The sequence below is a fragment of the Rhodococcus shunpengi genome (assembly GCF_048381395.1).
Taxonomy (GTDB): Bacteria; Actinomycetota; Actinomycetes; order Mycobacteriales; family Mycobacteriaceae; genus Rhodococcus.
Genome location: NZ_JBLWIU010000024.1, coordinates 264,042 through 285,049 on the forward strand (window position 1 = coordinate 264,042; position 21,008 = coordinate 285,049).

Sequence of the window (21,008 nt, forward strand, 5' to 3'; positions counted from 1 at the left end):
ATCAGCGGGGGAGCGGCAACAATTCGACGCGATCGCCGTCCACCGCTCCCGGCGGCACCACGGCGATCGCGCTGCGTCCGATGAGACCGGCGAGATGCGCCGTGCGAATCGTGTTGTCGCACAACCATCGTCCCTGCCCGTCCTGACGGGCGGGCAGCAACCGCGTGATGTCGCCGACGACCTCCGAGGCATTCGCCAGTGGAGCGGTCGCAGGAGTCGCCGGGGTACGGAGGGTGCGGCCGTCGGCGATCGCAGGCAGCATCACCAGCAGCGTCGCCACCGCCGCCACCGGATTCCCGGGCAGTCCCAGCACTGCACGGCCGTCCGGCAGCGTCGCCGCGACCTGCGATCCGCCGGGCTTGCACCGGACGCGTTCGACGACCACCTGCGCGCGGGCCCGCGCCAGCGCACCGCGCAACTGGTCGGCGGCGCCACCACCCGTCGCGCCGACGATGACGATCGCATCGGCGTCGGTGCCCGTGAACAACGCGTCGAATCCGTCCGCGGTGTCACGGAGATGTCCTTCGCCGACCACCGTAGCGCCGCACCAGCGGACGAAGTCGGGAAGTATCGGACCCAGCGAGTCGCGCGTCTGCCCCTCGCGGAGAGGACCGGTGCGACGGATCTCGTCGCCGGTAAGCGCGATGTGCACACGCAGCGGACCGCGCACCCGAAGCTCGGTGACCTCACCGCTGGCGGCTGCGGAGACGACCGCCGGGCTCACGGCGGTGCCGGCCTCGGCAAGGACCGTCCCCGACTCCCAGTCCTCCCCGCGGCGACGCGCGTCGTCGCGCACGGGTGCATCGGGCAGACGGGTGACGAAACCGCCCTCCACACGGACGAACTCGTCGCGCACGACAGCGGTCGCGCCGGCCGGCAGGTGGGCGCCCGTCGCGATCCGGGCGGCCTCTCCGTCGCCGAGCGTGAGCGAGCCCCCGTCACCGGCGTAGCGGATCTCGTTGCGCAGCAACCACGGTCCGTCGCCCGCCACCGCGTAACCGTCCATGGCCGAGGTCCGGACGCGAGGCAGCGCCTCCGCCGCGACGAGCGGTGCCGCCAACGTGGCGCCTTGCGCCTCCTCGACCGGAACGGTGCGGGAAGGCAACGGTGACAATGCTTCTCGTAGGATTCTCCGCGCGTGGTCGGGGTCGGGGGCCACACGGGCGGTCGCGGATCCGGCGCGCGCCGCCTCCAGATCGGCGGGGGTGTCGCAGTCGGTCGCTTCGGAGACCGGGACGGTGACGTACCGCTCGGGCAACAACGCTTTCATGGGCCGGTTCGCGACGTCTCCACCGAGTGAGTCCAGACGCGCGGCCAGCGCCGGTGTCCGCCACGCGGCGAGCAGGAACTGCACCCGTCCGGTGTCGTCCACCGCGAAGGCGGCCTCGGCCGCCACATCCTCGTTCAGGGACTCCAACAGGGCCGCGACGGTCTTCGGGGTGACGAACGGAAGGTCGGCGGCGAGAGTGACCACGAGATCGGCGACCGGATCCGCCGCTGCCAGTGCCGCGACCGGACCCGCGCCGGGCGGTGTCTCCTGGATCTGCAGCACGTGGGGGTCGAGATCGTCGCGGTGCGGACCCACCACCGTCACCCGCGCGCACCCCTCGACCGCGTCGAGGGCGGTGTCCAGCATCGTGCGGCCGCCGACGGTCAGAGCGGGCTTGTCGACGCCTCCCATGCGGGTCGCGCGGCCTCCCGCGACGATCACGGCTTCGACGTGGGTGAGCGTGCTCATGTCTTCATGCTGCCTCATCCGCTCCGCTCGTGATCGCCTGAGTCCGGCGGGAACCGGTGCCGTGCCCGGGTGAGATCGATCCGGTCGCCGGAGATCGGGACACCTTCGAGTTCGAGGCGTGCGAGTTGCCGGCGTGCGAGGTGCGCGGCCGGTCGCCCGGAGGCGGGGACCACGCGGTGCCACGGCAGGTCCGCGGAATCGGTCCGCATGATCCAGCCGACGGTGCGTGCACTCGACAGGCCCGCGGCACCGGCGATGTCGCCGTAGGTCACGACCCGGCCCGCGGGCACGGAGGCCACGAGTTCGCGGACCCGCTCGATCTGCTCGTCCGTGGTGACCACCGGCTACACCATCCGGGCCACGAGTTCGGCGGTCTCGGCGGGACGGGCCTGGTCGATCATGTGGTCGCAGTCGAATTCGAGCAGGGTCAGGTCGTCGCCGAGTCGTTCCGCGAGGTCGCGACGGAAATTCGCCGTGGTGTACGGGGGCTGCACCTTCCCGGCCCGTACGAAGATCGTCGGGATACCGGCCGGCGGCAGGACGGGTCCGCGGGCCAGTTCGCCCCACGAGGTCACCAGCGCCGGTACGCAGATCCGCCAGTTGACGCGCCCCGAGTCGAGTTCGACGAGGTGCTCGGCGATCTCCTCGTCGAGCAGTTCGGGTGCCACCTCGCCCCAGTCGCCGTGGACCTTCTCGGCCCGGGCCTCGGCCTCGTCCGTGTAGTCGGGATTGTGGAGGGTGAGGTCGGCGATCTCGAGCATCCGGTCGGCCGGGAGACCGATCGCCGGATCGAGGAGCACCAGCGCCCGCACCCGGTCGGGCACCGCGGCGGCGAGATGCAGCGCGAGGGCACCCCCGAAGGAATGGCCCACCACGGTGACGGGACCGGTGGTGTGCGCGTCCAGCACCGCCGTCAGATCGGCGACGTGCGCCTCGAACGACCACGGGGGAGTCCACGGCGACCGGCCGTGTCCCCGCAGGTCCGGAGCGACGAACCGCAGGTGGGGCAGGTGCCGTTCGGCGAGGTTCCGCCAGCGTCGACCGTGACCGGTGAGTCCGTGCAGGGCGAGGACCTCCGGCCCGTCGTCCGGCCCGAACAGATGGGTGTGCAGAAGCTCCGTGGCACTCACGCCGACCACTATCCCAGTCGGGACCACGCGGTGTGCTCCCGGACGCTGTCGTACCCGTCTGGTGGGATGGGGTCATGCTCGACGTCGATACCGGCACCCCCCACCTGCACCCACCACGGGCGCAGGTCACCGACCTGCCTGCCACCGTCTCGCGCATGTCCGAACCGCAGATCCCCGATCGCGTCCGTCGCCCGGCCGCGCGCCTGGTACGCAGGTCCGCCGAGGCGCCGGTGGCCCGCGAGTGGCCCGACGACGTGCGCGTGCTGTTCGACGACGCCCCGCCTTCCCTCCGCTGGCGGCCGTGGCAGGTCCTCGGCGGTCCCGGCACGGGCAAGACGTCCCTGCTGGTCGATCTCGCGGTCCACCGCATCGCACGCGGCGCCGATCCCGAGTCGGTGCTGATCCTCACGCATTCGCGGCGGGCCGCCACCGCCGTGCGCGAGGCGATCACGGCCGGTCTGATCGCGCTCGGCGACGGCGCCGTGCCCCGCGCGACGCGCGAGCCGCTCGTCCGTACCGTCCACTCCTACGCCTTCGCGGTGCTGCGGTTGCAGGCCTCGGCGCACGGTAATCCGCCGCCGCGCCTGATCACCGGCGCCGAACAGGACGCCGTGCTGCGCGAACTGCTGCGCGGCGACATCGACGACGGCGCCGGGATGTGGCCCGAGCGGTTGCGTCCGGCACTGGGCATGACGGGCTTCGCCGTCGAACTGCGCGACCTGATGCTGCGCGCGAACGAGCGCGGTCTCGGTCCGGAGGATCTGGTGGCACTCGGGGAGCGCCGCAATCGACCGGAGTGGGTCGCGGCCGGGCGTTTCGCGGAGCGCTACGAGCAGGTGATGCTGCTGCGAGGTGCCGTCGGTCTCGAAGCTCCGGAGGCCACCGCTCCGGCACTCGACGCGGCCGAACTGGTCGGTGCGGCGCTCGCGGCGTTCGCGACCGATCCCGATCTGCTGGCCGCCGAGCGCGGCCGGATCCGCCACCTGCTCGTCGACGACGCCCAGCATCTCGATCCGCAGGCCGCCGACCTGGTCCGCGTGATCGGTACCGGCACTCGCACGAGCACGATCGCCGGCGACCCCGATCAGGCCGTCTTCGGTTTCCGCGGCGCCGACACTTCCTTCCTGGAGAGCCTCGGCGAGGCCGACGGATCGCGCCGGGTCGTATTGGGTGTCAATCATCGTGCCGCTCCCGAGGTGGCGTCGCTCGCCGACGGGATCGCTCGCAGACTGCCGGGCCTGCCGCCGCACCGCGGTATGGCCGGGCACAGCGTCGAGGAAAACGATCCCGGGCGGGTCCGCGTGGCGGTGTGCTCGTCGCAGGCCAAGGAGGCGGCACTGGTCGCCGACACCCTGCGCCGGTCCCATCTCGTCGACGGTGTGCCGTGGTCGCGCATGGCGATCGTGGTCCGGTCCGTGCCGCGGGTGCTCGCTCCGCTGCGCCGCGCGCTGCTCGCGGCGGGCGTCCCGATGACGACCGCCGCCTCCGAACTCCCGCTGGCCCGTCAGCACAGCGTCGCGGGACTGCTGCTCGTGCTGCGCGCGGTGTCCGACAGCGGCTTCGGCGGCGACGAAGCGCTCGCCCTGCTGTCCGGGCCCATCGGCGGTGCCGAACCGGTCGCGCTGCGCAGATTGCGGCGTGGCCTGCGACGGGTCGAACTCGCGTCGGGCAACGACCGCGACTCCGCCGAACTGCTGCGCATCCTGCTCACCGAGGGCGACGACACCACCGAGAACGCGCACCTGATCCGTGGACTGACCGACGTCGAGGCCGCCCCGCTGAAGAAGGTGCTCGGTGTGCTGCGCAAGGCCCGCTCGGCGGCGCTGCGCGGGGGCGGTCTCGAGGATGTGCTGTGGGAGGCATGGCAGGCCACCGGACTCGAACGGCGATGGGCCGCCGCGTCGGCCTGGGGTGGGCCGATCGGTGCGCAGGCCGACCGCGATCTCGACGGCGTCGTGGCCCTGTTCGACGCCGCAGCCGACTACGTCGACCGTCTGCCCCGCGCACACATCGCCGGGTTCGTCGACTACCTCACCGAGCAGGAGATCCCCGCCACGGCCCGCACCCGCGTCGCCGCCGAATCCGAAGCGGTCACGGTCGTCAGCGCGCACTCCGCTGCCGGTCGCGAATGGGACGTCGTGGTGGTCGCCGGTGTCCAGGAGGGCCTGTGGCCGAGCCTGCGAGCACGCGGCACCCTGCTCGGCATCGAAGCTCTGATCGACGCCGTCTCCGGCGCCGACGGCGGCGACGAGACCGGTGCGCGGCTCTCGCGCACCGCACCGCTGCTCGCCGAGGAGCGGCGCCTGTTCCTCGTGGCGTGCAGTCGCGCCCGCACCCACCTCCTGGTGACGGCCGTCGACTCGGTGAGCGGCGACAGCGAACTGGTCCGTTCCCGTTTCGTCGACGAACTGCGCGGTGTCGACACCGACGAGCTCGATGCGTCCGACGATCTCCTCGCCGAACCCGTGCCCGACGAGGTGCGCACCCGCGTGCTGGCCCTGCCCGCGCTCGTCGCCGAACTGCGCAGCGTGGTGTGCGATCCGGAGATCGCCGAGACCGAACCCGAACGACAGCAGCGCGCCGCTCAGCAACTCGCGCGGCTCGCGCGGGCCGGGGTCCGCGGCGCCCACCCCGACGACTGGTACGGCACGGCCGATCCCAGCACGGCCGACCCGCTGTGGGATCCCGACGACGACGCGGTGCGGTTGTCGCCGTCCACGGTCGAGCAGCTCACGACCTGCCCGCTGCGGTGGATGTTCGAGCGGCACGGCGGTTCCGACGGCGAGAACAGCCACGCCGTCACCGGCACGCTCGTCCATACCCTCGTCCAGGCGCTCGCCGGACGGATCCCGCCCGACCGCATCGATCAGGCCCTCGAGAAGGCATGGGACTCGGTCGATCTGGGCGCCGAATGGTATGCCCGCCGCGAGCTCGAACGCACCCGTCGCATGCTCGACACCTTCTCGACGTGGCTGCAGGGCACGCGCGGAGAGCTCACCGAGATCGGCGTCGAGATCAAGGTCGACGGCATCCTCGAACCCGATTCCGACGACAAGCCCCGCGTGCGGCTCCGCGGTCGCATCGATCGGCTCGAACGCGACGCCGAGGGCCGTCCGGTCGTCATCGACGTCAAGACCGCGAAGAACCCGGTGTCGAAGGACGCCGCGCGCGATCATGCCCAGCTCGCCGCCTACCAGGTCGCCGCGGCGGCCGGCGCGATCGAGGGTGAACCGGCATCGGAGCCCGGTGGCGCGCGCCTGGTCTTCGTGGCCAAACCCCACAACAAGGAAGGCGCGACGCAGCGCGTGCAGCCGCCCCTCGACGAGGACGGTCTCGCCCAGTGGCGGGAGATCATCCACGACGCAGCGGCCGCGACCCGCGGCCCCCGTTTCGTCGCGAGGGTCAACGACGGGTGCCGGCACTGCCCGGTGCTGTCGAGCTGCCCGGCACACGACGAAGGCAGGCAGGTGACAGGGGAATGAGTGCTCCACGGGTGAGCGCGAAGCGCCTCGCGGAGGCACTGGGACAGTTGCCGCCGACGACCGAGCAGGCCGCCGTCATCGAGGCCCCGCCCGGCCCGATGCTGGTCGTCGCCGGAGCCGGTGCCGGCAAGACCGAGACCATGGCTGCGCGGGTGGTGTGGCTCGTCGCCAACGGTCTCGTCGAACCAGAGCAGGTGCTGGGCCTGACCTTCACGCGTAAGGCCGCGCAGCAGCTCACGGCCCGTATCCGGGCGCGCCTGGCCAAGCTCGCCGGATCGGCGCTCCTGCGCGACCTCGACCCGAGCGGTGGGTTGCGCGCGCGGATCCTCGGCAGCGAACCCGAAGTGAGCACGTACCACGCGTACGCCGGTCGCCTGCTCACCGAGCACGGTCTGTTGCTGCCCATCGAACCGTCGGCGACCCTGCTGTCCGAGACCGAGCTGTGGCAGGTCGCGCACCGCGTGGTCAGCTCGTGGGACGGCGAACTCGACACCGACCGCAATCCTGCATCGGTGACCGAGGCCGTGCTCGCCCTGTCCGGCCAGCTCGCCGAGCACCTCGTCGAGCCGGATCTGCTGCGCGACGCCCACGTCGAACTCGAACAGCTCGTGCACACCCTCCCGCCCGGTCCGGGGCAGCGCGGAGCACCGTCGAAGACGCTGCTCGGCTACCTCGAGACCCAGCACGCGCGGTTGCAGTTGCTTCCGCTCGTCGAACGGCTGTCCGAGACATTGCGCCGCGAAGGCGCCCTCGACTTCGGCAGCCAGATGTCGCTCGCCGCGCGGGTCGCCCGCGATCACCGCGAGGTGGGAGCCGGTGAGCGGGAACGATTCCGGGCTGTGCTGCTCGACGAGTACCAGGACACCGGGCACGCCCAGCGCGTGTTGCTCGCTGCCCTGTTCGGCGGTGGCGCCGATCCCGGTCTCGCGGTCACCGCGGTCGGCGATCCCATGCAGTCCATCTACGGCTGGCGCGGTGCGTCGGCCGCCAACCTGCCGCGGTTCGCGACCGACTTCCCGGCGGCCGACGGCGAGCCGGCACCCACCCGCGAACTGCTCACCAGCTGGCGCAATCCGCCGCAGGCCCTCGAACTGGCGAACGTCTCGTCCGAGCCCCTGCGCGATCGCGGGGTGTCGGTCAGCCGGTTGCGTCCCCGCCCCGACGCGACCGCCGGCGACGTCCGCCTTGCACTGCACTCCGACGTCGCGGTCGAACGCGACTGGGTCGCCGACCGGATCGCCGCCGAGTACGCCGCCGCCCGCGAGGCCGGACGCACACCGCCGACCGCTGCGGTCCTCGTCCGGCGCAACGCCGACGCCGCGCCGATCGCCGAAGCGCTGCGCGCCCGCGACCTTCCGGTCGAGGTCGTGGGCATCGGTGGGTTGCTGCACACGCCGGAGGTCGCCGACGTGCTCGCGATGCTGCGTCTCGCGGCGGATCCGCTGGCCGGAAGCGCGGCCGTGCGGGTGCTCACCGGTGCCCGCTGGCAGCTCGGTGCCGCCGACCTGAAGGCGTTGTGGGAACGCGCCCAGGAACTGGCCATCGCGGGACGCTGGGGTGTCGCCGGCGCGGTGACCGATCCCGATGCGCTCGAGGACGCCCTCGATTCGGCGCTGCCCGGTGAGTACGCCGATCAGGCCGGTCTCGCGGACGCGATCTCCGATCCCGGCGACAGCAGCCGCTATTCCGAGTTCGGCTACGCGCGCATCGTCGCGCTGGGCCGCGAGCTGACCTCCCTGCGCGAGCGGCTCGGTCAGCCGCTCACCGAACTCGTCGCCGAGGTCGAGCGTGTGCTCGGTATCGGCATCGAGACCGAGGCCCGCGTGGGCAGCAGGCGCGGTGTCGCCGGCCGCGAGCATCTCGACGCCTTCGCCTCCGTCGTCGCGTCCTACGCGGGACGCACCAACGCGACGCTTCCCGGTCTGCTGTCCTACCTCGCGGCGGCGGAGGAGATCGAGCAGGGACTCGCACCCGGTGAGGTGGAGGTCGACCCCCACCGCGTGCAGGTCCTCACCGTCCACTCCGCGAAGGGCCTCGAATGGGAGGTCGTCGCGGTGCCGCACGTGGCCGCCGGGGTCTTCCCGTCGTCCACGGCCGCCGCGACCTGGCTCGGTTCGACGACCGAACTGCCTCCGCATCTGCGGGGCGACCGGGTGCTGCCCGACGACGATCCGGGCAGCACCGACGGTGTGCCCGTGCTCGACCTCGACGACGTCTCCGATCGCAAGATGCTCGAGCGGGCCATCGACGCCCACAAGGACGCGCTCAAGCGCCGCAAGCTCGACGAGGACCGCCGGTTGTTCTACGTCGCTCTCACCCGCACCGAGCGGGCACTGTTCGTCTCCGCCCACCACTGGGCCGACACCGGATCCGAACCGAAGGGGCCCTCGCCGTTCCTCCGGGAACTGCACGAGATCGTCACGGCCCGGCCCGGACTCGGTGCGGTCGACCACTGGGCTCCGGAACCCGAACCGGAGGAGGAGAATCCGCTCACGGCCTCACCCCGCAGCGCACTGTGGCCGCGCGACCCGCTCGGTGCCCGGCGCACCGAGGTCGAACGCGGCGCGGCACTGGTCCTTGCCGAGTTCGACCGGACCGACCTCCCGACCGAGTACGACGACGATCCCGACGAGTGGGCTACCGACGTCGATGCGCTCCTGGCCGAACGCGAACAGCGCGCCGAGCAGAGCGCCGAGGTGGTGCTGCCCGCACAGCTGTCCGTCAGTCAGCTCGTCGATCTCGCCACCGATCCCGACGCCCTCGCTGCCCGTCTACGTCGTCCGTTGCCGTTCCGGCCCAATCCGCTCGCGCGTCGCGGCACCGCCTTCCATGCGTGGCTCGAGCGCAGATTCGGCGCGACACGCCTGCTCGACCTCGACGAGCTTCCCGGTGCCGACGACGAGGACGGCGACGATTCGCACTTCGACCGGCTCCAGGAGGCGTTCCTGCGGTCGAAGTGGGCGTCGCGTAACCCCGTCGAGGTCGAGGTGCCGTTCGAAACGGCCCTGGGCGGCACCGTGATCCGCGGACGCATCGACGCCGTCTTCGAGGATCCGGACGGGGGCTGGACGGTCATCGACTGGAAGACCGGCGCCGAACCGGAAGGCGAGAAGCTCGCCGCGGTGGGTGTGCAGCTCGCCGCCTACCGTCTCGCCTGGGCGCAGTTGATGGCGGCGCGGACCGAGCGGCTCACCGGCCGGCCGGCCGAACTACCGCTACACAAGGTTCGAGCGGCTTTCCACTACGTCCGCACCGGACGCACCGTCGCACCCGAGGAACTGCCGAATGCGGCGATGCTCGAACGCCTCGTGCTCGAGGCGGGGAATCTGCGAGGGCGTGCCGACGGCGAGTGACACCGACTCAGGGGCGCTGCCCGATACCGGTGGCCACTTCGTGTGCCCGGCGCCCGGCGGTGTCGGGTGCCAGGGGAGCGGTGGGCATCCCGGCTCCTTCCCGCAGTCCCGACAGGAATTCCTCGAGGATCTCGGGCGGCGAATACTGCGGTTCCCAGCCCAGTTCTGTGCGGGCGCGCGTGCTGTCGAGCAGCGGAAGTTGCAGAACGGTGTCGAGCAGGCCGGGGGAGGCAGGAACGAGATGCGCGTGCCACGCCGCCCTCACGGCCTCGCGGAGTGCTGCACGCGGTACGGGGATCTTCCTGGCGGAGAACATCTCTGCCAGGAACGCGCCGTCCACGGGTGGTTCCGTGGCGAGGTTGAACGCGCCGCGGACGGGCCGGACGGTCGCACGGACGAAGGCGTCGGCCACGTCGCTCGTGTGTAGTACCTGGGCACGCAGATCCTCGACCAACGGCATCACGGGGAGCAGTCCGCTGCGCAGCAGGTTTCCCGGGAGCAGGGGGCCGACGAACAGGCGTCGCTGCGAGGTCGCCGATTCGCGCTTGAAGATGAAGTAGGGCCGCATCCGCACGATGCGCATCTCCGGCGCCCGTAATTCGAGGGTGTCGAGAAAACGTTCCAGATACGACTTCTCGCGGGGATAGGCGGCACCCGGCCATCCGTGTGTGGGCCAGTCCTCGGTGACGCGATCCGTCGAGCTTCCGGGCGAATAGGCCGCGACCGACGACGAGTAGATCAGCGCGGGAACCTTCTCCGCGGCAGCCGCCTCGAAGACAGAGATCGCGCCGAGCACATTGTTCTTCCAGGTCACCTCAGGACGGTGAGTTGGCTGGAACAGCCAGGACAGGTGGATCACCGCGTCGGCGCCCCGCACGATCGGGCGGAAGTCGTCGGTGGTGGTGTCGGCGACCGTGAAGGTCGCCTTGGGGGACGTCCACTCCGTCGGTCGTCGCGCGACGCCGACGATCTCGGCGACGTCGGGTTCGCGTCCGAGCGCCTCGACGATCCCGGTTCCCAGATTGCCGGTCGCGCCGACGACGACCACCTTCAGACCACGTCCGGTGTCCATACCGACGCATACCCGCTCGCTGTGACCTCAATCACCGCGTGTGGGTAGCTCAGCGGGAGGATGTGCGGCGGACCTTCAGTGCCTCGGTGACGAGCGGGATCTGCAGCGGGAGCCGGGCGAGCGACACCGCCTTGGCGGCGGGGGAGAGTTTCGGGCTGCGCAGCCACGTCACGGCCATCTGCACGTTGGCGGGGAAGACCGCCAGGAACAGCGCCGCGGCCAGGGAACCGCCGAGGCGCCGGGTGCGGGGCACGGCGAGCGCGCCGGCGACGGCGATCTCCGCGACCCCCGAGGCGTAGGTGTAGGTGCGGGCATCACCCGGCAGGGCGCGCGGCACGATGCCGTCGAAGGGTTCCGGTCGCACGAAGTGCAGGATTCCGACGCCGAGAAGAAGACCTGACAGCCGGATCGCAGAGCGCTGTGCCGCTTTCGTGGACATGCGTGCCACACTAACGCGCGGCGGTACGCTGCGATCCGGTATCGGGCGCAGTCCGTTCGGTACCGCGACGACCGAGGGTGGCCGCCAGTGGAGGCCGACAGCAGGAAGGTGGGACACCGCGATGCCCGGGAGGTTGCGTGCGCGGTTCAGCCGCTCCGATCAGCTCACCGAGCGCCCCGACTTCGCGCTCGTCGGTGTGCTGCGCGTCCCCCAGGAACAGACGAGTCCCGGACTCGCGATCGCGCGTCGCATCGGCTACGCGTTCGCTGCGCTGTTCCTCGCGGTCGTCGTGGTCTACCTCGATCGCGATGGATACCGCGACGCCCAGGGCGACGAACTGTCGCTGCTGGACTGTGTCTACTACGCCACGGTCTCGCTCTCGACCACCGGCTACGGCGACATCACCCCGTTCACACCCGAAGCGCGCCTGATCAACATCCTGCTGATCACCCCGCTCCGGGTGTTCTTCCTCATCGTGCTCGTCGGTACCACTCTGTCGGCACTGACCGAGAGTTCCCGGCAAGCATTCAAGATCCAGCGTTGGAGGCGCCGCGTGCGTAATCACACCGTCGTCATCGGTTACGGCACCAAGGGCCGTACCGCAGTCGACGCGATGCTCGGCGACGGGGTACCCCCGTCCGAGATCGTCGTGGTCGACACCGATCCGGTGGTTCTCGAGTCCGCGGCCGGCCAGGGCCTCGTGACGGTTCAGGGTTCGGCGACGAAGTCCGATGTGCTCCGGCTCGCCGGGGTGCAGCACGCGTCGGCGGTGATCGTCGCCGCGAACCGCGACGACACCGCGGTGCTCGTGACCCTCAGCGCCCGCGAGATCGCCCCGCGCGCGAAGATCGTCGCCGCCATCCGCGAGTCGGAGAACACCCACCTGCTGCGTCAGTCCGGTGCCGACTCGGTGGTCATCTCGTCGGAGACGGCGGGGCGCCTGCTCGGCATCGCCACGACCACTCCGAACGTCGTCGAGATGATCGAGGACCTGCTCACACCGGAAGCCGGATTCGCCATCACCGAACGCGACGTCGAGCCCGGCGAGGTCGGGGGATCTCCCCGGCATCTGAAGGACATCGTCCTCGCCGTCGTCCGCGACGGGCGGATGTGGCGGATCGGTTCGCCCGAGGTCGACGCACTCGAGGCGAGCGACAAACTGCTCTACATCCGGCTGGTGGGTTCGCCGCCGGGCGCCATGCGTGGCTAGGGTGCTGATGTGACCGGTTTCGCTCTGTCGGGTACCCCGCTGCTCTCTCGTACCGTCGTCGACCGGGCGGAGGAGCTGCGTTCGGACGAGGACGCCCTGCGCGCCGGCTGGGCCGACGCGAAACTCCTGCGGGTCGATCGACGCAACCAGGTCCGCGTCTCCGACAGCGCTCTCGTGCTCGGTGAGGCGTCGGAACTCGGTCCCGAACCGGTCGAGGGCGCGATCTTCCTGGGTATCCGCGACGGACATCACGTCTGGGCGGCCCGCGTCCTGGCGCAGACGGGCACGGTGGCCGATCTGCGACGCGTCGGCGAGCGTCTCGACGATGCCGACGCCGACCTGATGGTCAGCGCGGTCGCATTGCTGAACTGGCACGACAACGCCGGCTACAGCGCGGTCGACGGCTCGCCCACCCGCCCGACGATGTCCGGCTGGTCGCGGATCAGCACCGAGACCGGGCACGAGGAGTTCCCGCGCACCGACCCGGCGATCATCTGTCTCGTGCACGACGGACACGATCGGGTCCTGCTCGCCCGGCAGCCGGTGTGGCCCGAGCGGCGCTTCTCCGTTCTCGCGGGCTTCGTCGAAGCCGGTGAGTCGCTCGAATCGTGCGTGGTGCGGGAGATCCGCGAGGAAGTCGGTGTCGAGGTGCGCGACGTGCGGTATCTCGGCAGTCAGCCCTGGCCGTTCCCCCGGTCGCTCATGCTGGGATTCGCGGCGATTGCCGATCCCGAGCAGGCGCTGGACTTCCGCGACGGGGAGATCACCGAGGCGCGGTGGTTCACCCGCGAGGAGGTCCGTGCGGCGCTGGCGACGGGCGACTGGGCCTCCGCCGAGGACGCCCCGCTGCTGCTGCCCGGCTCGATCTCCATCGCGCGCGGGATGCTCGAGGGCTGGGCCAAGGACTAGAAGGCCCGGACAGAGGGTCCGGGCACGAGAGAGGCCGGCCGCGGCGGACGCGACCGGCCTTTCCGAACGAGCAGGAACTACAGACCCAGAGCGCGCTGGACCTCGGCGAGCGACGGGTTGGTGGCGGTGCTGCCGTCGGCGAACTTGACGGTGGGCACCACGTGGTTGCCGTTGTTGACGCTGCCGACGAACTCCGCCGCGGCCGGATCCGACTCGATGTCGATCTCGGTGTACGCGATGCCGTTCTGGTCGAGCTGGGTCTTCAGCCGCCTGCAGTAACCGCACCAGGTGGTGGAGTAGACGGTCAGGGCGGGTGCGTCGGTGGTCGTCATGTCTTGGAGAACATCACAGCCGCCGAACATGTTCCGCGACCGGGGTGAGCTGTGGTCCTCACCACAGCGGGCGGGGTCACCGGGGGCTGCGCTGTCGGCGGTCGCTGTCATGATGGAGGCCATGTGTGCGGATGTGGTGGACGGTCTCGACCCCGAGCAGGCAGCAGCGGTACTCGCCCCACGCGGACCGGTCTGCGTGCTTGCCGGTGCCGGCACCGGCAAGACCCGCACCATCACGCGCCGCATCGCCCACCTCGTCTCCGCCGGTCACGTCTCCGCCGGCCAGGTCCTCGCCGTCACCTTCACTGCCCGCGCGGCAGGGGAGATGCGCTCACGCCTGCGCGCCCTGGGCATCGGCGGCGACGGCACGCAGGTGCAGGCCCGCACCTTCCACGCCGCCGCCCTGCGGCAGCTGCGGTACTTCTGGCCGCAGGTCGTCGGCGACACGCCGTGGCAACTGCTCGACCGCAAGTTCGCGGCGGTCTCGCAGGCCGCGCACCGGTGCGGCTTCCCGACCGACACCGACACCGTGCGCGACCTGCTGTCGGAGATCGAATGGTCCAAGGGCACGCTCGTCGCGCCCGAGGACTATCCCGCCGCGGCCGCCCGCGCCCACCGCACCCCACCGGCCGATCCAGAGCGGGTCGCGCGCGTCTACGAGACCTACGAGCAGCTCAAGACCCGGTCGGGCGACGGGATGTATCTCGACTTCGACGACCTGCTGCTGCACACCGCCGCGGCCCTCGAGGACAACCTCGCGGTGGCCGAGGAGTTCCGCGACCGCTACCGCTGCTTCGTCGTCGACGAGTACCAGGACGTCACTCCGCTGCAGCAGCGCGTGCTCGACGCCTGGCTCGGCGAGCGCGACGACCTCACGGTGGTCGGCGACGCCAACCAGACCATCTACTCGTTCACCGGCGCCACCCCGAAGCACCTGCTCGACTTCTCCCGCCGGTTCCCCGACGCCACGGTCGTACGCCTCGAACGCGATTACCGCTCCACCCCGGAGGTGGTCGACCTCGCCAACCGCGTGATCGGCGCGGCGCGGGGCCGCATCGCCGGCACCCGGCTCAAGCTCGTCGGTCAGCGTCCGTCCGGACCGGAGCCCACCTTCGCCGAGTTCGACGACGAGCCCGCCGAAGCCCAGGCGGTCGCCAAGGCCGTCGCGAAGCTGATGGGCAAGGGGGTGCCGGCAGCCGAGATCGCGGTGCTCTACCGCATCAATGCCCAGTCCGAGGCCTACGAGCAGGCGTTCACGCAGGCGGGAATCCCGTACCAGGTGCGCGGAGGTGAAGGCTTCTTCAACCGCGCGGAGGTCCGGCAGGCGGTCAATGCCCTGCGTCAGGTGGGTACACGCGACGACCTGCCGGAGGACGCCGGTCGCGGTGCCGGGCTGCTCAGCCTCGTCCGGGCCACCCTGGTGCCGCTGGGCCTGACCGACACCGAACCGGTGGGTGCGCAGGCACGCGAGCGCTGGGCGTCGCTCGTCGCGCTCGTGCAGCTCACCGAGGAACTGCTCGAGCACGAACCCGACCTGGATCTGCAGGGCCTGCTGCGCGATCTCGCGGCTCGTGCCGAGGCGCGTCAGCCACCGACCGTCCAGGGCGTCACGCTCGCGTCTCTGCACGCGGCGAAGGGCCTCGAATGGGACGCCGTCTTCCTCGTCGGGCTCACCGACGGCACCCTGCCGATCACCCACGTCACCGGCGACAAGGACACCCCGCCCGACGAGGCCGGCATCGAGGAGGAACGGCGGCTGCTCTACGTCGGCGTCACTCGTGCCCGCGTGCACCTGCAGTTGTCGTGGGCGTTGTCCCGCACGGCGGGCGGTCGCCGGTCGCGGCGACGCTCCCGCTTCCTGCACGGGCTCATCCCCGACAGTTCACCCGCGTCGAAGATCGCCGAACCGGCCTCCCCGCGGAAGAAGCGCCCGCAGTGCCGTGTCTGCGGCAAGCCGCTCATGGGCACCACCTCGACCATGCTCGGTCGCTGCGAGGGGTGCCCCTCCGATCTCGACGAGAATCTGCTCGTCGCGCTCAAGGAATGGCGCCGGGAGCGCTCGAAGGAGATGAAGGTTCCGGCCTACGTCGTCTTCAGCGACAACACCCTCGTCGCGATCGCCGAACAGCAGCCGCGCGACGATCGGGCGCTGGTCGCCATCCCGGGGATCGGGGCGAAGAAGCTCGAGCAGTACGGCGCCGACGTGCTCGCCCTCGTGCGGGGGGAGCGCACCGTCGACACCCTCGACCTCTGAGGACTACCCGGCCGACGTCTCGGCCGGGTTCACTCGGCGCACAGGCAGAAGTAGTGCCCCGCCGGGTCGCGGAACACCCGGAAGGTGCTCTTGTTCGATCCGTCGTCGGCGCGCAGCGCGTCGAGCCCGAGGACGAGACGTTCGGCTTCGTCGAGATCGGGCACGTGGAAGTCGAGATGGGCGTGCACACCGTCGGCGGGCCAGTGACGCGGCGTGAAGTCGGGATCGCGCTGGAATGCGATGGCGGTCGAGTCGTCACGGGCGAGTTCGACCCAGTCCTCTCGCTCGTTGGTGATCGTCCATCCGAGCAACCGGCGGTAGAAGTCGGCGAGCGCGCGCGGATCCGGGCAGTCGAGGACGGGCAGGAATCTCGTGGTCGCGAGGGACATGCCCTCCGACTGTAGTGCCGGGACGAAGACCGCGACACGAAACCGCAGGTAGAAAATAACTTGTGCCGATCGTGTCCACGAATCTAGGCTGGATGACGATGTCACGGGAGACGGCCCGTGCGCGACGAGAAAGTGAGGTGGCCCCGATGCTCGGCTTCGATGCTCGTGCAGTGGCAACGGCCCCTCGTGTCGCTGTGGCAGTAGCAGCTGCCCCTCGTGTCGCTGTGGCCGCCGCTACCACCCGCACTGCCACATCTGTGGCTCCCGCAGTGGCCGCCGCGCCGCGTGCACGCCGACGTGTGTACGCCGCCGCCGTCTCGTCCGTGGTCGGAAGTCGATCGGGAAGTATCTCCCGGTAGACCTTCGTCTCCTCCAGGCCACGGACCCCGCCCAGCGGACCGTGGCCTTTCTCGTTCTCCGGCCGGGTTCGCATCGCATTCCACCGAACCAACGAAGGAGCTCACGTGCCGAGCGAATACCCGTCGAGCCTGTCGAAACGAACGGAAGGAGACGAGATGCGTCGTACCGACGACATCCTGTCGCGCAGCGACACTTTCGCGACGTCACGCAACGACCGCGACCGCGACACCCTGCCGTGCCACGACAACGACCCCGACCTGTGGTTCGCCGAGACCCCGGCCGATCTCGAGTACGCCAAGACGCTGTGCGCGGGCTGCCCGGTGCGTGCCCAGTGCCTCGACGCAGCTCTCGAGCGGGAGGAACCCTGGGGCGTGTGGGGCGGGGAGATCATCGACCGTGGTGTCGTCGTGGCCCGCAAGCGGCCGCGGGGCCGGCCGCGGAAGAATCCGCTGCCCGAACCCCGCAAGGAACTGGTCTGTGCGTGAATACGGTTGCCCGGCTTCGTTACTCCTCGACGAAGCCGGGTAGCCATTCACTGAGGATGCGCATGTACGGCGCTTCGGCGTCGAGCTGAGCGCAGATGCCGACCGAACCGAGCAGCACCCGGAACACACCCACGTACTCGGGCGGAAGATTCAGTGTCCGGGCCGTCTTGAAGGTCGAACTCGAGAAGTCCGTGGCCGTGCCCGCCACCCGCTGCAGCCATGCGCGGGTGAAGTGGAACGACTCGGTGTGGATCGGATCGGTGAACGGCCGGAGGTAATCGGCGATCTCCTCGTCGGTAACCGTGCGGCCGGGCAGCACGAACTTGTTGTCGTAGAGCAGCCGGGTGAGTTCGTCGAAACGTTCCTCGAGCGCGAGCCGGACCATCCGCCCGAGCACCGGCGGGAAGCCGTCGGGCATCGCCGCCGTGGCGCCGAAGTCGATGACCCCGAGACGGCCGTCGTCGAGAAGCATGAAATTGCCCGGATGCGGGTCGCTGTGGAGCAGACCGGCGCGTGCGGGCGAACAGAAGTGGAACTCCGCGAGCAGCGCACCGGCCCGGTTGCGCTGCTCTCGCGTACCACCGTTGATGATCGCCGACAGTGGTGTCGCCGAAAGCCATTCGGTCACGACGACCTTCGGTGCACTTGCGACGACACGCGGGATCAGGAACTTCTCGTCGCCGGCGAAGGCCTTCGCGAAGGCCCGCTGATTGTCGGCCTCGATCCGGTAGTCGAGTTCTTCCTCGGTGCGTGCGGACAACTCGTCGAGCAGCGCACGCACATCGGCGCCCGGCATCATCGTGGCGAACAACCCGGCGAACCGGGACAGCGTGCGCATGTCGGCGCGCAGCGCCTCGTCGGCGCCCGGGTACTGGACCTTCACCGCGACCTCGCGTCCGTCCGACCACACGGCCCGGTGCACCTGGCCGATGCTGGCCGACGCGACGGGCACGTCGTCGAACGACTCGAAGCGCTCACGCCACTTCGTGCCGAGTTGTTGGTCGAGCACGCGGTGCACGGCCCGGGCGGGCAGGGGAGGGGCCTCGGCCTGCAGTTTGGTCAGCGCCTCCCGATACGGTTCGGCGAACTCCTCCGGGACGGCGGCTTCCATCACGCTCAGTGCCTGGCCGAACTTCATGGCGCCACCCTTGAGTTCGCCCAGCACACTGAACAACTGTTCGGCGGCCTTCGCCGTCATCTCGGCGTCGATCTCCTCCCGATCCCCACCGGCGAGCCGACGACCGAAACCGACGGCCGCGCGCCCGGCGATTCCCAGGGGAATGCTCGCGAGCTTGGCAGTGCGGGACGAGCTTCTGCGAGGGATGTCTGGCACGCCCCCCATCATGCCTGACCGACCGGAGCGATGGCCGAGCAGTCGCACCGGGGATGACGGAACCATCGACGCGTGACGATGCAGTGGGTTCGCAGGTCCAGTTCGAGCGTGCGGTCGACCGCCGGAGTCACCGACGGATCGGCGGAGAGGAACGCCTCGATCTGACCGACGGCCATCGCCGCGGTCGCCGACGTCACCGCCCGACCGGCGTGGCCCTGCCGCCCGTACAGCTGACTCGCCAGTCGCGGCCAGGACGGATCGAGATCGGTCCGTACGAGATCGGCGCAGCGCAGGCAACTGCTCCGGCCTGGGAGCACGAACGGACCGACGATGCCGCGTCCGTCCCGGATCCGCACCGCGAGATGAGGGATCCCGGCCCGCACGAGCATGTCGACGAGGTGGGGGTCGGGCACCTGCCCGTCGGCGAGGACGACACAGTCGGCCGGACCCTGCGGTTCGTCACCGGGCGACGAGCGCACCCACCGCACGTCCCACACCGGGAGATCCTCGACGATCGCCGACGCGAGCGGACCCGAGCCGTGGACCCGCACCCGCCGCGGTCGCGCCGGACCGACCGACGACGCGGGGACCTGCCTGACCGCGCCCGTCGCAGTGAGCTCGTCGAGCACCTGCCGGACCCGTCCGGACGGAAGACCACGCTCCGCCACGACGTCCAGCACTTCGTCGAGGGTGAGCCGGCCGTCGAGCAGCCGGACGAGAACGCCGAGGTCGAAGCTGTCCATGCCCTCGGGTGGCAGGACGACGGTCGCGGTGTCGGGACCCCAGCCGAGCTGGATCGAGCCGTCGGACCGTTCGAGCACGGCCAGTTCCGGATCGACCCGGAGAACCGCCGTCTCGGGCGGCACGGGATTCGTGGTCGTCTCGCGCGATGCGGTGATCATGGAGACAGACTGACAGCACCCGCGCCCGTGGACGGCTCACGAGGAGCAGTTGTCCACAGGCGCGGGCACCGTTGTCGGGTCGTTCTAGGAGGTGCTGTCGTCCCCGGGACGATCCTCGTCGGATCCCTCCTCGGCGGCGCGATCCCGTTCGGCCTGCTCGCGTTCCATGGTCGCCTGCAGCTGGGCGATCGGATCGTCGAAGGCTCCGGTACCGCCGCCGATCACACGGTCGACGAAGGCTGCCGGGTTGTCGAGATCCGACGAGTCCGGCAGCAGGTCGGGGTGCGCCCACACGTGGTCGCGGGCCTCGGTGCCGGCGTCGGTGGTGAGACGTCGCCACAGCGCGGCGGCCTCGCGCACCTTCCGGGGCCGCAGTTCGAGGCCGACGAGCGTGGCGAAGGTCTGTTCCGCCGGTCCGCCCGTGGCGCGGCGACGGCGCAGGGTCTCGGTCAGGGCCGAGGCGCCCGGGAGCCGCTCGCCGAGCGCGTCGGCGACGACCGTCTCGACCCAGCCCTCGACGAGCGCGAGCATCGTCTCGAGTCGTTCGAGTGCGGCCTTCTGCTCCGGGGTGGTCTGGGGTTCGAACGCGCCCTGCTTGAGGATCTCCTCGAGCTTGGACGGGTCGGTGAGTGCCGACGGATCGAGTCCCTGCGCGAGATCCTCGATCGACGACATGTCCATGCGGATGCCGCGTGCGTACTCCTCGACGGTCGCCAGCATTCGCTGACGCAGCCACGGCACGTGGCTGTAGAGGCGCTGGTGGGCGGTCTCGCGTGCGGCGAGGAAGACGAGCACCTCCTGGGCGGGCTGCTCGAGTCCTTCACCGAAGCTCTCGACCGCGGCCGGCAGCAGAGCAGCGGTGCCCTCCGGGCCGAGCGGGAGACCGATGTCGGTGGAGGTGAGCACTTCCTTCGACAGCTGGCCGAGGGCCTGACCGAGCTGGGAGCCGAAGGCGACCCCGCCCATCTGGGAGAACATGCCGAGCATGGGCCCGGCCATCGCGCGGGCCTCCTCGGGCAGACCGTTCAGCATCATCCCGTTGACCTGCTCGGCGATCGGATCGCACAGGCGCTTCCACGTCTCGAGGGTGTTGTCGAGCCAGTCGACGGGCGTCCACGCCACGACCTTCGACGCACCCGCGGGAAGCGTGGTGGCCGCGTCGAGCCACAGTTCCGCGAGGCGCGCGGCGTCGGTCACGGCGTCGGCGGTGCGGGGCGAGACCGGGTCGACGGACCCGATCTGCTGTCGTGCGAGCTTCGTCGCAATGTCGTAGTTGACCGGGCCCGAGCCGCCGCCGGAACCCATGGCGCTACCCATGCCGGCGAGCATCTGGCCGAACTGGCTGAGCATCTGACCGAACTGCGCGGGATCGAAGCCCTGACCGCCGAACGGGTTGTCGCCCCCGCCGCTGCCGGGCAGTCCGAATCCGAAGGGGATACCGCCACCGGATCCGCCGCTACCGGAACCCTCGTCCTTCCTGCGGTCGGGGTCGTCGTCGGGATTCGAGAATCCGAAGGGCGTGTCGCTCATGTATCCAACGGTACAAGGCGGCCCGGGCGGGGACCGGCATCGTGGTCACGCTCATGGCGAACACGGCGTGGTACGCCATCACGATGGGGC

General features: G+C 70.7%; 16 protein-coding genes. 6 read left to right on the forward strand and 10 right to left on the reverse strand.

Going from position 1 to position 21,008, the window contains the following annotated elements:
* Position 1: 1 nt before the first annotated feature.
* Genes ACNJ7K_RS13530 through ACNJ7K_RS13540 form a run of 3 tightly spaced genes read right to left on the reverse strand, consistent with a single transcriptional unit; the run spans position 2 to position 2,868 of the window.
* Positions 2-1,738 (reverse strand): NTP transferase domain-containing protein, encoded by a 1,737-nt coding sequence (locus ACNJ7K_RS13530; protein WP_487041805.1) that lies wholly within the window; start codon positions 1,736-1,738, stop codon positions 2-4.
* Between the two features lie 14 nt (positions 1,739-1,752).
* Entirely contained in the window at positions 1,753-2,079 is a 327-nt protein-coding gene (locus tag ACNJ7K_RS13535) for an MGMT family protein (protein WP_120279834.1), read from the reverse strand.
* A 3-nt stretch (positions 2,080-2,082) separates the two neighbouring features.
* On the reverse strand, positions 2,083-2,868 hold the full coding sequence (locus ACNJ7K_RS13540) for an alpha/beta fold hydrolase (RefSeq protein ID WP_174247010.1): 786 nt from the start codon (positions 2,866-2,868) through the stop codon (positions 2,083-2,085).
* Between the two features lie 155 nt (positions 2,869-3,023).
* Here ACNJ7K_RS13540 and ACNJ7K_RS13545 point away from each other — a divergent pair, with 155 nt between their 5' ends.
* Both ACNJ7K_RS13545 and ACNJ7K_RS13550 read left to right on the forward strand, forming a co-directional pair.
* Positions 3,024-6,350, forward strand: coding sequence for an ATP-dependent helicase (locus tag ACNJ7K_RS13545; protein WP_487041850.1), 3,327 nt, complete (start codon positions 3,024-3,026; stop codon positions 6,348-6,350).
* A complete protein-coding gene (locus ACNJ7K_RS13550; protein WP_487041806.1) occupies positions 6,347-9,703 on the forward strand; it encodes an ATP-dependent helicase in 3,357 nt (1,118 codons plus the stop codon). Before ACNJ7K_RS13545 ends, ACNJ7K_RS13550 begins: the two co-directional genes overlap by 4 nt.
* A 7-nt stretch (positions 9,704-9,710) precedes the next feature.
* On the opposite strand, the gene ACNJ7K_RS13555 is transcribed toward ACNJ7K_RS13550, so the two are convergent.
* Together ACNJ7K_RS13555 and ACNJ7K_RS13560 are read right to left on the reverse strand one after the other, a co-directional pair.
* Positions 9,711-10,775, reverse strand: coding sequence for an NAD-dependent epimerase/dehydratase family protein (locus ACNJ7K_RS13555; RefSeq protein ID WP_120279830.1), 1,065 nt, complete (start codon positions 10,773-10,775; stop codon positions 9,711-9,713).
* Positions 10,776-10,824: 49 nt separating this feature from the next.
* Positions 10,825-11,214, reverse strand: a complete 390-nt coding sequence (locus tag ACNJ7K_RS13560; protein WP_120279829.1) for a DoxX family protein — start codon at positions 11,212-11,214, stop codon at positions 10,825-10,827.
* A gap of 121 nt (positions 11,215-11,335) precedes the next feature.
* Here ACNJ7K_RS13560 and ACNJ7K_RS13565 point away from each other — a divergent pair, with 121 nt between their 5' ends.
* Together ACNJ7K_RS13565 and nudC are read left to right on the forward strand one after the other, a co-directional pair.
* Positions 11,336-12,424, forward strand: coding sequence for a potassium channel family protein (locus ACNJ7K_RS13565; RefSeq protein ID WP_120279828.1), 1,089 nt, complete (start codon positions 11,336-11,338; stop codon positions 12,422-12,424).
* Positions 12,425-12,433: 9 nt separating this feature from the next.
* Positions 12,434-13,333 carry an NAD(+) diphosphatase gene (gene nudC, locus ACNJ7K_RS13570; RefSeq protein ID WP_159417905.1) on the forward strand — a complete coding sequence of 300 codons (900 nt, stop codon included), beginning with the start codon at positions 12,434-12,436 and terminating at the stop codon, positions 13,331-13,333.
* A 77-nt stretch (positions 13,334-13,410) separates the two neighbouring features.
* On the opposite strand, the gene ACNJ7K_RS13575 is transcribed toward nudC, so the two are convergent.
* Entirely contained in the window at positions 13,411-13,665 is a 255-nt protein-coding gene (locus ACNJ7K_RS13575) for a mycoredoxin (RefSeq protein ID WP_016693351.1), read from the reverse strand.
* Between the two features lie 109 nt (positions 13,666-13,774).
* Between ACNJ7K_RS13575 and ACNJ7K_RS13580 the strand changes: the two genes are divergently transcribed.
* Positions 13,775-15,919, forward strand: a complete 2,145-nt coding sequence (locus ACNJ7K_RS13580) for an ATP-dependent DNA helicase UvrD2 (protein ID WP_120279826.1) — start codon at positions 13,775-13,777, stop codon at positions 15,917-15,919.
* Between the two features lie 29 nt (positions 15,920-15,948).
* Here the strand turns inward: ACNJ7K_RS13580 and ACNJ7K_RS13585 are convergent, their stop codons facing one another.
* The gene (locus tag ACNJ7K_RS13585) at positions 15,949-16,308 is read right to left on the reverse strand and encodes a VOC family protein (RefSeq protein ID WP_258258510.1); all 360 of its coding nucleotides are present in this window, start codon (positions 16,306-16,308) and stop codon (positions 15,949-15,951) included.
* 515 nt (positions 16,309-16,823) lie between these two features.
* Between ACNJ7K_RS13585 and ACNJ7K_RS13590 the strand changes: the two genes are divergently transcribed.
* Positions 16,824-17,153, forward strand: a complete 330-nt coding sequence (locus tag ACNJ7K_RS13590; protein WP_487041807.1) for a WhiB family transcriptional regulator — start codon at positions 16,824-16,826, stop codon at positions 17,151-17,153.
* Positions 17,154-17,172: 19 nt separating this feature from the next.
* Here ACNJ7K_RS13590 and ACNJ7K_RS13595 read toward each other — a convergent pair whose 3' ends face one another.
* The 3 genes from ACNJ7K_RS13595 to ACNJ7K_RS13605 form a co-directional block, all read right to left on the reverse strand.
* The gene (locus ACNJ7K_RS13595) at positions 17,173-18,498 is read right to left on the reverse strand and encodes an ABC1 kinase family protein (RefSeq protein WP_159417907.1); all 1,326 of its coding nucleotides are present in this window, start codon (positions 18,496-18,498) and stop codon (positions 17,173-17,175) included.
* Positions 18,495-19,388, reverse strand: a complete 894-nt coding sequence (locus ACNJ7K_RS13600) for a hypothetical protein (RefSeq protein ID WP_487041808.1) — start codon at positions 19,386-19,388, stop codon at positions 18,495-18,497. The genes ACNJ7K_RS13595 and ACNJ7K_RS13600 overlap by 4 nt, the downstream gene beginning before the upstream one ends.
* 84 nt (positions 19,389-19,472) lie before the next feature.
* Positions 19,473-20,918, reverse strand: coding sequence for a zinc-dependent metalloprotease (locus tag ACNJ7K_RS13605; RefSeq protein ID WP_159417909.1), 1,446 nt, complete (start codon positions 20,916-20,918; stop codon positions 19,473-19,475).
* Positions 20,919-21,008 lie beyond the last annotated feature (90 nt).